At 43.8% G+C, this 13,350-nt stretch carries 12 protein-coding genes; 6 read left to right on the top strand and 6 right to left on the bottom strand.

The window, feature by feature from the left end:
- The first annotated feature begins 59 nt into the window (after positions 1 to 59).
- Both QLG00_RS05660 and htpG read left to right on the top strand, forming a co-directional pair.
- Entirely contained in the window at positions 60 to 410 is a 351-nt protein-coding gene (locus tag QLG00_RS05660) for a hypothetical protein (RefSeq protein ID WP_004932393.1), read from the top strand.
- A 102-nt stretch (positions 411 to 512) separates the two neighbouring features.
- On the top strand, positions 513 to 2,438 hold the full coding sequence (htpG, locus tag QLG00_RS05655) for a molecular chaperone HtpG (protein ID WP_004932396.1): 1,926 nt from the start codon (positions 513 to 515) through the stop codon (positions 2,436 to 2,438).
- A gap of 77 nt (positions 2,439 to 2,515) precedes the next feature.
- Here the strand turns inward: htpG and QLG00_RS05650 are convergent, their stop codons facing one another.
- From QLG00_RS05650 to QLG00_RS05635, 4 genes are all read right to left on the bottom strand, one after another.
- Positions 2,516 to 3,385, bottom strand: coding sequence for a selenocysteine synthase (locus QLG00_RS05650; RefSeq protein WP_282470640.1), 870 nt, complete (start codon positions 3,383 to 3,385; stop codon positions 2,516 to 2,518).
- A 129-nt stretch (positions 3,386 to 3,514) separates the two neighbouring features.
- Positions 3,515 to 4,540, bottom strand: a complete 1,026-nt coding sequence (locus tag QLG00_RS05645; protein ID WP_306307980.1) for a hypothetical protein — start codon at positions 4,538 to 4,540, stop codon at positions 3,515 to 3,517.
- Between the two features lie 387 nt (positions 4,541 to 4,927).
- Positions 4,928 to 5,161: a DUF456 domain-containing protein gene (locus tag QLG00_RS05640; RefSeq protein ID WP_282470639.1), complete on the bottom strand. Its 234-nt coding sequence runs from the start codon at positions 5,159 to 5,161 to the stop codon at positions 4,928 to 4,930.
- Positions 5,162 to 5,590: 429 nt separating this feature from the next.
- Positions 5,591 to 6,283 carry a DsbA family oxidoreductase gene (locus tag QLG00_RS05635; RefSeq protein ID WP_212515105.1) on the bottom strand — a complete coding sequence of 231 codons (693 nt, stop codon included), beginning with the start codon at positions 6,281 to 6,283 and terminating at the stop codon, positions 5,591 to 5,593.
- Between the two features lie 173 nt (positions 6,284 to 6,456).
- Between QLG00_RS05635 and QLG00_RS05630 the strand changes: the two genes are divergently transcribed.
- Complete coding sequence (locus tag QLG00_RS05630) at positions 6,457 to 7,221, top strand: hypothetical protein (protein ID WP_151868771.1); 765 nt, start codon at positions 6,457 to 6,459, stop codon at positions 7,219 to 7,221.
- Positions 7,222 to 7,240: 19 nt separating this feature from the next.
- A complete protein-coding gene (locus tag QLG00_RS05625; protein ID WP_119025688.1) occupies positions 7,241 to 7,798 on the top strand; it encodes an alpha/beta hydrolase in 558 nt (185 codons plus the stop codon).
- Between the two features lie 45 nt (positions 7,799 to 7,843).
- On the opposite strand, the gene fadA is transcribed toward QLG00_RS05625, so the two are convergent.
- Positions 7,844 to 9,016, bottom strand: coding sequence for an acetyl-CoA C-acyltransferase FadA (gene fadA, locus QLG00_RS05620; protein WP_004944028.1), 1,173 nt, complete (start codon positions 9,014 to 9,016; stop codon positions 7,844 to 7,846).
- Positions 9,017 to 9,029: 13 nt separating this feature from the next.
- Complete coding sequence (gene fadB, locus QLG00_RS05615) at positions 9,030 to 11,183, bottom strand: fatty acid oxidation complex subunit alpha FadB (RefSeq protein ID WP_282470638.1); 2,154 nt, start codon at positions 11,181 to 11,183, stop codon at positions 9,030 to 9,032.
- Positions 11,184 to 11,638: 455 nt separating this feature from the next.
- Between fadB and lpxO the strand changes: the two genes are divergently transcribed.
- Together lpxO and QLG00_RS05605 are read left to right on the top strand one after the other, a co-directional pair.
- Positions 11,639 to 12,553 carry a lipid A hydroxylase LpxO gene (gene lpxO / locus QLG00_RS05610; protein WP_004932417.1) on the top strand — a complete coding sequence of 305 codons (915 nt, stop codon included), beginning with the start codon at positions 11,639 to 11,641 and terminating at the stop codon, positions 12,551 to 12,553.
- 178 nt (positions 12,554 to 12,731) lie between these two features.
- Entirely contained in the window at positions 12,732 to 13,310 is a 579-nt protein-coding gene (locus QLG00_RS05605) for a CHAP domain-containing protein (protein WP_149929803.1), read from the top strand.
- Positions 13,311 to 13,350: the final 40 nt, after the last annotated feature.

Raw genomic sequence — 13,350 nt, 5'->3', positions numbered from 1 at the left:
AATACCACATTTGAATTTTTTAAGCTAAGTATATAAAGCCTTAAAATGAGAATTAAAATATGCGTCGTTCAGCTTTTATCATGTTCACGTGGTGTGGTTTGATGTTTGCGGGTGCGGCTTCTGCTGCAAGTTTTCCCTGTGAAAAAGCCCAGCTTCGCTCGGAGAAAACCATTTGCCAGACTCGCTCACTCAATGATGCCGATGTAAAAATGGCCACCACCTACGCAATTGTATTGCATGCATTGCCTATGGGAGGGCGTGATGCCGAAAAAGGCATGCAGTATCAATGGCTCAAACAGCGCAATACTTGCGGTTCAAACACGGGCTGTTTAAGTCGAAGCTATGCATCGCGTCAGCAACACCTCGATGACATCATTCAAAATCGTGTTTTGAGTCATGGGCCATTCTAATTGATCAAAAAATCTTTAGGACTACCATTGAAAATTAATCTAGGCACTCCAATACATAGCACATTACATAACAACATGTTGTGATCTATTAAGGAGTGTCCTATGAGTGAGCAAACGAGCACATCACAAAATTATAGCTTTCAAGCCGAAGTTGCACAGTTACTGCATCTGGTGACCCACTCACTGTATTCGAATCCTGAAATTTTCTTACGTGAGTTGATTTCCAATGCGTCCGATGCTTGCGACAAACTGCGTTTTGAAGGCATCAATCATCCGGAATATTATGAAAACGATTCGGCACTGCGTGTGCGCGTGCGTCTGGACAAAGACAACCGCACCTTAACTATCAGTGACAACGGCATTGGCTTGAGCCAGCAAGAAGCGATTGACAACTTGGGTACGATTGCTAAATCGGGAACCAAAGACTTTATGTCTAAGCTAACCGGCGATCAAAAATCTGATGCACAATTGATTGGTCAGTTTGGTGTTGGCTTTTACTCAGGCTTTATTGTGGCCGACAAAATTACGGTAGAGTCGCGTCGTGCCGGGTCTGATGCACAAGACGGTGTTCGCTGGATTAGCGGCGGAACGGGTGAATTTGAAGTACAGCAAATCACCAAGGATTCACGTGGAACCGACATCATTTTGCATTTGCGTGACGATGCACTGGACTATTTAGAATCTTGGAAAGTTAAGCAGATTATTAATAAATACTCTGACCACATCAGCTTGCCAATCGAGATGCAAAAAGAAGTATGGCAACAAGAAGAAGCTGCTGAGGGAGAGGAAGCGAAACCGGGTCAGTATGTGAAGACTGACGAATGGGAAGCCATTAACTCGGCGAGCGCATTATGGACCCGCAGTAAAAGCGAGATCACTGACGAGCAGTACATCGAGTTTTATAAAAATGCAACGCATGATTTTGAAGCACCGCTTGCATGGACACATAACCGCGTAGAAGGCAATACCGAGTACACTCAGTTGCTGTATATTCCGGCCAAAGCCTCACAAGATATTTTTACCCGTGAAGCCAAAGCAGGCATTAAGCTGTATGTGAAGCGCGTCTTTATTATGGACGATGCGGATAACCTAATTCCAAACTACTTACGTTTCGTTAAAGGTGTGATCGACAGTGCCGATTTACCACTGAACGTGAGCCGTGAGCTGTTACAAGAAAGCCGTGATGTCAAAACCATCCGTGAAGGCAACACGCGCCGTATTTTGAATGTATTGGATGGTTTGGCAAAGTCTGAAGATGAAAAAGATCAGGAAAAATTCAAGACCTTTTATGCCGAATTCGGTTCTGTACTCAAAGAAGGCTTGGGTGAAGACTTTAGTAACCGTGAACGTATTTTAAAGCTTTTACGTTATGCAACTTCGACTAACGATGAGATCAGCACCTCGTTTGCCGACTATAAAGCGCGTATGAAAGAGGGCCAAAAAGCCATCTACTATGTTACGGCAGAGAGTTTAAATGCAGCCAAACATTCTCCACAGCTTGAGTTGTTTAAGAAAAAAGGCATTGAAGTCTTGTTGATGTCGGAGCGTGTGGATGAATGGGCAATGAACTTTGTGCATGAGTTTGACGGTGTGGCACTGCAAAACGTGTCGAAAGGTGCGGTTGATCTGGGCGATCTGCAAGATGCCGAAGAGAAAAAAGCACTTGAAGAAGCTGCCGAACAATTCAAGCCAGTGGTCGATAAATTATCGGATTCACTCAAGGCAAAAACCAAAGAAGTGCGCGTGACTACACGTCTGGTGGATTCGCCTGCTTGCTTGGTGACCAGTGACGGTGAACTTTCACCTCAGTTGGTTCGTATGCTGAAACAAGCAGGGCAGCCTGTACCTGAAAGCAAGCCAATTTTAGAAATCAATCCAGCGCATCCATTGGTACAAAAGCTCGAACATGCAGCGCAGTTCGATGATCTGGCCAATGTCATCTTTGATCAAGCCGTGATTGCTGAAGGTGGTTTACCGGAAGATCCAGCCGCTTATGTAAAACGTATCAACAGTTTGCTGCTAAGCTAACAGTAAAGCCCCGATTTCGTATCGGGGCTTTTTTTAATTGTGGATAACGTCAAACTTATCCACAATTCTCATCTATACTAAAAATTGGCCTCAAAACTCATTTGATAACTAAAGTGATAGCCATTTTGATCGGTCAGATCATCGGTATAATTCAGATCATTTTGCATAAATAACCAGTTACGCCATAACGGGCGTCGCCAAGACAAATAAGGGCCCCATTGGCTCAGAAGTACATCTTTCTTCTGTTTTTCATAAATTCCTGAGGTTAATACACCATAGGTCACTTTATCTTTACCGCTTAAACTGAGCTGATGAAAGGTGGTATTACGCCATGTAAAATCTTCATCCTGTGTTTTGGTCACATTAAACTGGCTGGCAAATAGCGTGCTGTCGCTTAATTTTTGTTTGAGATTCAGATTGGTTTCACTGTAATTTTTACTGCTCGAACCGTAGCGGAATACTTGCTCGGTATCTAAATCTAAATGATGCATCAATATCCATTTCTTTTTAGCCAGAAACTGGACATAGACATCTGAACTTGAATTTGCACCCAAATCGAGATCATTGGAAAAAGGCAATAAGCTTGAAAGTGTCGACCAACTGGCTGAAAAAGGGTTGGGTGCGGTCGACTCGGCCCGATGTGTTTTTGAGTTCTTTTTGGTTTTGCCAAAGCGTTTGACGGGCTGCGCATAATGCTGCTGCGTGCGTTGCCACAATGAATCTTGTCCAAAGACTTCAAGTAAACGTTGATTTAAAACTTGAGGATCTTCAAAAGACGATGCAACCTCAGACACTGATGCGTTGCTTTCGGTTTCGCAGTGCTGATCAGAAGACCTGACCAAAAGATACTTTAAAGACGAACCATTACTCAGCAATTGCATGCCGTAGTAAATGCTGAGCATGCCCATTGTGATAAAACTTAAAGAGATCACATGCCGTTGAGTCATCGTTTAAAAAAACATAAATCATGAACGGCACACTATAGGCAATCAAGCTTAATAAATGCTTTAAGCTCAGACCATTACTCAGCTATATCACTGCCAAATTAAACTGTATTTGGCAGCCAGTACATCGACTTAAAAAATAGCTTCCAATCGTACAAAGGTACTCAGATAATGACTACGATCTTCACGATGATCATTGAGGTAATTGAGATCACCTTGCACATAAAACCACTCCCGCCATACCGGTTGACGCCATGACATAAACGGTCCCCAGCTATTGAGGCGTAAATCGTTGTCGTTGTAATAGCCGCCCATATAAATGCCATAGTTAAATCGCTGATTGGCAAAAAACTGATGCTGACGAAACAGGCGGTTGTCCCACCACCAGTCATCTTCTTGTTCATCGGCATGTGTTAGGCTAAATTGATTCGACAAAAAAGCTTCGTTTGGGCGAGCATGGGTGAGTTCTAAGTTGGTTCGGAAATAGTTTTTGCTGTCGATACCGTAGCGATAGATTTGTTCGGCATAAAATGAAAAATCATTACGTAATACCCACGCGCGTTTGGCTTTAAGTCTGACATAAATGTCATCGCCTGAGCGAATCCCTAAATCGGCATCGGTTTCAAAGGGAAGCTTTTTCGCAAAATCTGACCAGCGCAGAGCAATGGAACTGTTGTTGTCTCTGGTCTGGCGGGTATCGAGGCGCTTGTTATCGGCATTGGGTTCGATGTTAGTATTGGCAATGTTATTTTCAAACTCGTTATCGAGCGACTCATCCCCAAACACCACACTAAAGCGACGTTCTAAAGTGGGAAGCTTAATTTTACCTCGAATACGTGGTTTGACTTCGAAGCCGTTATATTTATCCCAGTAATTATCCAGCATCACACGTAGCGTGGCATTGGCGGGTTTATTGGGGTCGATATCACCAAACCAGTCATCAATTTTAACTGAAGTATGATCAGCCCAATCGCGAATTTGTTTTTGCTTACGATCCACCCAGGTTTTGTTTTCGGTTTCGTTCACTGACGGCACCATGACCTGATCGGATTCCTTCGGCAACATGGTCGGCATGGCATCTACCCATGCCGGAATATAATCCAGAAGATTCTTTTCATTACTTTGATTTAATTGCCGAAGTTCGACTGGATAGGCCACTGAGGTGGGAGGAATGTCTGGATTACTCGGTAAAACCAAGTCAGCGCTGGCTGTGCTGGTTACGGTACTTTCGGCCCAAGCAGATGGAAGGCCGGCACCAATCAAACACGTTGAAACCGCCCCGAAAATCCATGCTTTTTGTTGTGTTTTCATCATGTATCAAATCGTTATTATCAAACTTATACTGGTCACTGTTGTTGATTTGGCATGTAAAATCAAGACAATCAACAAAATAAAATAAATTTAATAACATAAGCCTCTTTAACTCAAGCATGATTCAGGCTTTAATCAAAAGGTTGCTTGATACGCATAGAAAAATGCCCCTCATTTGAAGGGCATATTGATCATGAAATAAATATGATGATTAAACACAATCATTGATTATGATTAAGCTGTTTTAGCACAGCGTCGAGAATAGAGTTTACCTGCAACTCCCCCAATCAGGGCACCGCTAAATGTACCAAATACTGGCAGGACACTGCCTGCAACAGCACCAATCACAGCACCTTTAACCGTTGGAGAAAAGCGAGATGTTTTCTTCGCTACAGGTTGCTCCGGTTGATCAGATGGTTCAACAGAATTAAGTGGGCGTGCTGTGTCTTGATTCTCTAATGTCGTCATTGTTTATCCCTCTTGTTTAAAATACAGATTTGATTCGATATCGCGCCAAAGCGAACGAATCATATTGCTTAAACATTCATCTAAACACAAAAGCAGGGTGTGCGTGTGGTGAACATGTTAAGTTCGCAAGGGCTTCAGTTAAAAATGACAATGTTTGATTACAACAGCAGATCTCTTGGTAATTCACGTTAAGCTATGTAATAAAAATGCAATAAAAAAGCCTTCTAATCCCTAGAAGGCTTTTTTAAGAAAAAGTTCTCAATGATCGAGAGCAAAATAAGAAACTACAGCGCATGAATACAATAAATTCAAGAGTTGTATCTTAAAAAGAAAGTTCTGCCATGTATAGTCATATTTTTGCAACGCTGCATTGCAGTTTTGCTTAATAATTGTTCAATAATCGTGAAATGTGCTACACCACAAATTTGATTAGTGATTTGTATCACATTTTTCATCTGAGCAGGTATTGGCATCTGTTGGCGATTGCTGTTCAGTTTGTGCCAAGCTCTGATTGAGAACTTGCAGAAAAACTTCACGCGGCTGTGCACCTGAAAGTGCAAATTTTTGATCGAACACAAAAAAAGGAACACCTGAAATATTCAGTTGCTCATGCGCGATTTTCTCATCGTGACGAACAAAGTCAGCCAACTCGTCACTTTGCAGTACGTATTCGACCTCGGCATGATCTAAGCCGATCCGTGATGCAATCTCTTCAACCACTTCGCGTTCGCCAATCGATAAACCTTCGGTCATGTAAGCGTGAAAAAAGGCTTCCTTGGCCTGATTGCCCAAGCCTTTGCTTTGCGCCAGGTGAATGATGCGATGCGCATCGAAGCTATTGCCAGAGTTGGCTTTTTGCCATTGAAAATCAATCCCTTCCTCGGCTGCCATTTGCGCAATGTTTTGCTGCATCTGTTGCATCTCCTCGACACTTCGACCGTATTTTTTGGCCAAGCGTTCGGTATTTGAGGTGTCGTGATGTGCGGGTGCATCTGGATCAAGCTCAAAACTATGCCAGTGAATGTCCAGTTCCACTCCAGCTTCGGCAGCCACATGCTCAAGGCGTTTTTTACCAATATAACAAAATGGGCAGACCACATCGGACCAAATATCTACGCGCATAGTAACATCTCAAAAAATCACAGATTCTCCATCATAAGCATGAAATAATCAGAGATAAAGGCATAAAGATGTAATTGCCTGTTGCGTCGTATGCAATACACCCATTTTATGAAATGATCACGTATCAATAACAACAGCGAGCAATCAACAACAACAAGATGAAGGAGTGGAGTATGCGCCGTTTTCAGATCATCATCGCAATCCTGATTGTGATCCTGTCCCTTGGTTTTTTTTCTTATCACTATATTCAACAGCAACAGCTCAAAGACACCAGTCAGATGTTTGATCAGGTCATGTCTGAAAAAATGGCGCTGCTTTATGATCAGGCACAAGACTGGTCTAAGCCTGTACAACTAGATATTCATGATCGCCGATTGGCGGGAAATTATAAAAAGATTTCCGAGTTTTTACTGAATTACTGGGTACAAAACATCAATGCACGTAATGCTTATTTACGTGCCCTCAAGGCAGCCCAGTGGGATACCTTTTTAGATGTGACACGGCTTGAGCAAGATCAGAAACAGCAGTATGCGCAAACACAAAAGATGCTCAATGATGTTCGGCAGGCATCCGTGCTGTATCAAAATCAATATGAACAGATTCATCAAGCTTTTCTGGCCGAGGCCAAAACCTTGTCGGTAGAACCAGATATGCGGATTTTGCTAGAAAAGAAACTTGGCAGTAACCAGAAAGTCGATCAGGATCATGCCATTTTCTTGCTGGAAATGCAGATTCTAGATAAAGCCGATGCCATGTTTGCCATTTTAAAAACCCATGCATGGGAACGAAACGGCAAAAAAATTCTGTTTCGAGACACCGCGCAGGTGAAGGCGTTTAATCAGTTATATCAGGATGTATTACGCCTCAATGCCAAAATTGAGAGTATTAGAAAGCGCAATATGGCTGCGCTTGATCAGCAGTTAAAAGATGCAAATTGATTGAGTTAAGGAGCAGCTCATGCAACATGTATATGTACTTCATGGTTACTCTGCCTCACCAGAGGATCATTGGTTTCAAGATATTAAAAATCAGTTAAATGGTGATCACACACAAGTTACCTTAATTCACTTTCCAGATTCAGCTTATCCAGATGTAAAGGCATGGCAAGGCACGCTTGACCATCACATCCCTAAAATTGATGACACTACATTCTTTGTCGCGCATAGTTTGGGAGTTATCAGTCTGTTGCATTTTTTTCATCGGCACCAAATACAGTATTTGGGAGGAATGTTGCTGGTTTCTGGCTTTCGAGAAGCTTTACCCGCATTACCAGAACTAGATGATTATGTTGCGCAGAGTCAACAGATTCCGCAAACTCTTCAACTCAGGGCTGGCGCCTATATGTATTTGTCGGATCATGATGCTTATGTCCCTCCAGAGTGGAGTATTCGCTTGGCGCTGGAGCTGAATATACCATATGAACAAATTGCACACGCGGGACATTTTCTGGCAGAAGATGGTTACACTACGTTTCCAGCATTGGTCAAACGCTTACATCATATGCTACGGGCATAAAAAACCCCGCAATTTGCGGGGTTTTTCTTTTATTTGAAAGTCATATTAAACACGTTCGATAATGGTCGCGATGCCTTGGCCCAAACCGATACACATGGTGGCAAGACCAATTTGCGTGTCTTGTTGTTCCATCACATTCAGTAGGGTAGTGGTAATACGCGCACCCGAGCAGCCTAAAGGATGGCCCAGTGCAATCGCACCACCGTTTAAGTTGATGATGTCTTGCTTTTCATACACACCCAAACCTTTCATGACCGAAAGACCCTGAGCAGCAAAAGCTTCATTCAATTCGATGGTCTGAATATCTGCCATGCTCAAGCCCGCACGTTTGAGTGCTTTTTGAGTGGCTGGCACAGGGCCATAACCCATGATTGCTGCGTCACAGCCAGCAACCGCCATTGAGCGAATCACGGCACGCGGTTTTAAGCCGAGGGCTTGCGCACGTTCTGCCGACATCAAGAGCATCGCAGAGGCACCATCAGACAATGCAGATGATGTGGCTGCTGTTACGGTGCCGCCTTTCGGATCGAATACAGGACGCAACGCCTTAAATGCTTCTAAGTTGGCATCTGGACGAATCACTTCATCGATGTCGCAAAGGATTTTAAAGCCATTGGCATCGTGGCCTTCAACACCCACAATTTCATGTTTAAAACGACCTTCTTGCGTCGCAGCCCAAGCACGGCGGTGTGACTCTACACCAAACGCATCTTGCTCTTCACGGGTAATACCGTTCATGCGTCCGAGCATTTCTGCAGTTAAGCCCATCATGTTGGATGCTTTGGCATAGTGCTTCGAGGCTTCTGGGTTAAGATCGATACCATGCATCATACCGACGTGGCCCATATGCTCGACACCCCCAATGATAAAGATATCACCTTGGTTGGTGGCAATTTGCGCCGCCGCAGTATGAATTGCCTGCATCGATGAACCGCACAAACGGTTGACGGTTTGCCCTGCAACCGTTTTAGGCAAATCGGCCAATAGACCAATATTACGGGCAATGTTCATCCCTTGTTCGAGTGTCTGATTCACACAGCCCCAGATCAAGTCTTCTACTTCATTGACATCAAATTGGTTACGTGCAACCAGCGCACGTACCAATTCTGCAGATAGGCTGTCGGCACGTACATTTCGGAACATCCCGTTTTTAGATTTGCCCATGGCAGAACGAACACCATCAACAATCACAACGTCACGTGGATTTAAAGTAGTCATTCACGTTGCTCCCTTAACCGTAAAATTTCTTGTTGTTTTCAGCCATATCGCGCAGCATTTGCGGTGCTTCGTACGCTTTGCCGAGATGTGCATATTTGTTGCAAAGCGCAACGTATTCTGGCACGCCAGTCTGATCGATATAGCGGCATGGGCCACCACGGAACGGCGGGAAGCCAATGCCCATAATCATGGCCATATCCGCTTCAGCAGGAGTGGCGACGATGTTGTCTTCGAGGCAACGAACCGTTTCGTTACACAGTGCCAGCATCATGCGGTCAATGATTTCTTGCGGATCAAACTCGTGTTTTTCACTTGTCACAACCGATGCAATCACTTCATAGGCGCTTGGGTCAACCGTTTTGGCTTTCTTGCCTTTTTTGTCGAGTTCATACTTATAAAAGCCGACATCATTTTTCTGGCCCAGACGTTTGGCTTCGTACATGGTCTGGATTGAACCTTTAAAGTCTGGTTTCATACGGTCAGGGAAGCCTTCTGCCATTACTTCGGCGCCGTGCACACCCGTATCGATCCCCACCACATCCATCAGGTAAGCAGGGCCCATTGGCCAGCCAAATTTTTCCATAACTTTGTCGATTTGCTGGAAATCTGCACCGTCTTTAAGTAACAAATCAAATGCACCAAAGTACGGGAACAACACACGGTTGACCAAGAAACCCGGACAGTCATTCACCACAATTGGGGTTTTGCCCATTTTTTGTGCCAGAACAACGGTCGTTGCAACCGCTTCATCGGAGGTTTGTTCACCCCGGATGACTTCGACCAGTGGCATCATGTGCACCGGATTGAAAAAGTGCATACCGACAAAATTTTCCGGACGCTTTAACGCTTTGGCCAAACGTGTAATCGAAATGGTCGAGGTATTTGAGGCAAGAATGGTGTTATCACGGACTTTGGCTTCGGTGTCGGCCAGTACCGCTTCCTTGATTTTTGGATTTTCGGTCACCGCTTCAATCACGATATCGACGTCTTTAAACTCGTCGTAGCTCAAGCTTGGACGAATTCGCGCCAGTGTTTCACCCATTTGAGCCGGCTTCATTTTTTTGCGTTCAACTTGTTTGGTTAACAGGTTGTTGGCTTCTGACATTCCAAGCGCGAGCTGAGGGTTCCCAATATCTTTCATGATAATTGGCGTGCCTTTGCTGGCAGCTTGATAGGCAATCCCGCCGCCCATAATCCCGGCGCCCAATACAGCAGCTTGATTAACAGGGTGCGCGCCTTTTTCGTGTTTTTTCGATACTTTCTTGATGATTTGGTCGTTGAGGAACAAACCAATCAGTGCTTCAGCTTGCGCAGTGACCGCAGCTTTGGCAAAGCCTTCTGCTTCAACCTTCAGCGCATCATCACGGCTGAGGCTTGCACCGGCCTGCAATGAATCAATCATGAGTTTAGGTGCAGGGTATTGCGCTGGATTGGCTTTGGCCAAAACGGCACCTTTCGCAGTATTAAACGCCATCATTTGTTCAAGCGGTGCCAGTTTAACTGGATCGATTTTTTCCTGACGCTTGGCTTTCCAGTTCAGACGTCCAGCGAGAGCTTGTTTCACCAGATCAATTGCAGCATCTTGTAATTTGTCGGCAGCGACCACGGCATCGACAGCACCATCTTTTAAAGCAGCGGCCGGTTTTTTCGGTGCGGCCATTGCAATCCATTCGACTGCATTGTCAATCCCGATCAAACGGCTCAAACGCACGGTACCACCAAAGCCCGGGAAAATTCCCAGTTTGATTTCTGGTAAACCAACCTGTGCGCTTTCAGACATCACACGGTAATCGCACACCAAGCACATTTCAAAGCCACCACCTAATGCCATGCCATTAATGGCAGCGACTTTAGGGATGTCTAGATCTTCAAAGCTGTTAAAAATCTCATGAACAGGTAAAGCCCACTCCACAATCGCGCTTTCGCCCTGTGCAAAGTTATCGCCAAATTCGGTAATGTCGGCACCTACAATAAAGGTCGATTTGCCGCTGGTGACGATCAAACCTTTTACTTCAGAATGGTTTTTAACTGCTTCGATGGCAGCTTTAAAATCGTCTAGGGTTGCACGGTTAAACTTGTTGACTGACTCACCTTGTAAGTCAAAGCGGAATTCTGCAATTCCGTCCTGAAGCATTTGGACGGTAATGGCATTGCCAGCGTGGATCATGCCTGATCTCCTTTATTCTGGAGGATTTATACGTTGATGTTGTGACGTGTATATTGCGTTATACAGTGAAAATACCTCGTCAATCTTACGATAACTATATCGAAAAAGAATCTAACAAGTTGTATCTAGTCGTGACGCAAGGGTCACCTATTTTTCACGGGTCATTTGGGTGAATATACTTAAAAACCCATACATATTCGTGTTGAGTAATTTTATCACTATGATTTATCTATTTTTTTATAAGTGATTTTGTACATTAAACCTAGTCTTCACTCAAATTTAAAAGTTGTGTTTTTGTAATAAGACTGTCAATAAAGTCAATTCGCCATTTTGAATGGATTTTTTTATGCTGGATTTTACCTTTATAAAGTCATTCATTCAGAGCAGGATACATTGGGTAGATGATCAAAACATAAGTTGTTAAAATACGCGCAATCTTTTTTGAGTGGGTCTTCATGATTAAGTGGATCATATTGGCGATTTTTGTGATATCAGCGTTGTATATCCAGCATCGCGGTAAAGTACGACATTCGTTTTATCGTCAGTTTTTCGACCATTCGACTTTGCTTGCCCCGATTAATTTCTTGATGTACTTATTTTCAAAAGTGCCCAACCAGCCGTATATCGATACCCAACATTTTAAAGATTTAAAAGTGCTGGATGAAAACTGGGAAATGATTCGCGATGAAGCACAGGCCTTATATCAGCAAGGTGGCATCAAAGCATCGAGTACCTACAATGATTTAGGCTTTAATTCATTTTTTAAAACAGGCTGGAAGCGTTTTTATTTAAAATGGTACGACTCTGCGCATCCATCGGCGGCAGAACTGTGCCCAAAAACCACGGCGCTACTCAAAACCTTACCGACGATTAAAGCGGCCATGTTTACTGAACTGGCGCCAAACAGCCGTCTGGTACGCCATCGTGATCCCTATGCTGGCTCATTACGCTACCATTTAGGTTTGATCACTCCCAATGATGATCGTTGCTTTATCGATGTCGATGGACAGCGTTATTCATGGCGTGATGGTGAAAGCGTGGTGTTTGATGAAACCTATATTCATTATGCTGAAAATACCACAGACCAAAACCGGATTATTTTCTTTGCCGATGTAGAGCGCCCACTCAAAACCCGTCTCATGGAAAAATTTAACCACTGGTTTGGTAAAAACGTGATGACCGCAGCCAGCTCACCGAACGAAACGGGTGATAAAACGGGTGGCCTCAATAAAGCCTTTGGTTATGTTTATCAGATCCGAATCAAGGCCAAGGCACTCAAAGCCAAAAACCGCAAATTGTACTATGTGCTGAAATGGGCGCTGATGCTGGGTATTTTCTTCCTGATTTTCGTACGCCCTTATGTGTTTTAAGGGATAAAATCAAACGTCCTGCGGGGCGTTTTTTTATTGAAGTACACACTTCAAGGCTGTTGTGTGAACCGCGTCGCGGGCTCAAGAAATTGTTACAACTATTAAAGTTCAATTCATAAAGTTTGGTTCTACAATGGCACCGTTTTGAAAAAGTGGTTCTTCGAAGTAGGTTTTTACAATGGCTCATGTTCATCACGCAGTCCATGTTCACCATGTGCAGGTGGCTGAAAAAAAAAGTGCGAATGTACATCATCACGCTCGCCCGCAGACGACGCATAAAAAATCTGCGTCGCATCATGCAGCACATAAAACGCAAAGTAGCCATTCAAGTACCACACATCGTAAAAGCCATAGTACGCATAGCGCAGGGCATCATAAAAAGCATGTCAGCCGCGATATCGATTTACATAAATTTTCCCATAAGCTTGAAAGTATTTCCGCGCGCCATAGCAAGAAAAAATGTGCACGCAATATCCGCATTGCCTTGCAAACGGCAGGTGCCGATGTATCCAAACATCCTGTCGCTGCATCGGACTGGGGACATACTTTAGAAAAAAACGGCTATAAAAAGATTAAACCGGCTTTTGGTCATCCGCAACCGGGCGATATTTATATCATTCAGCGTACAGGCGATCATGTTTATGGTCACATTGCCGGTTATACGGGCAATGGCTGGATTTCAGATTTCCGTCAAAAAAACTATGCGGTATATAAAGAAAAAGATTTGAAATACACATATTACCGTCTTGAGTCTTAGATCAGTTTAAGCACGCGTTATGATCTGATTTACAGTGATG

Origin of the sequence: Acinetobacter sp. V89_7, assembly GCF_029967895.1 — a bacterium.
GTDB lineage: Bacteria > Pseudomonadota > Gammaproteobacteria > Pseudomonadales > Moraxellaceae > Acinetobacter > Acinetobacter soli.
The sequence above is the reverse complement of the archived record's forward strand: the minus strand, read 5'-3'. Positions and strand labels throughout refer to the sequence as shown.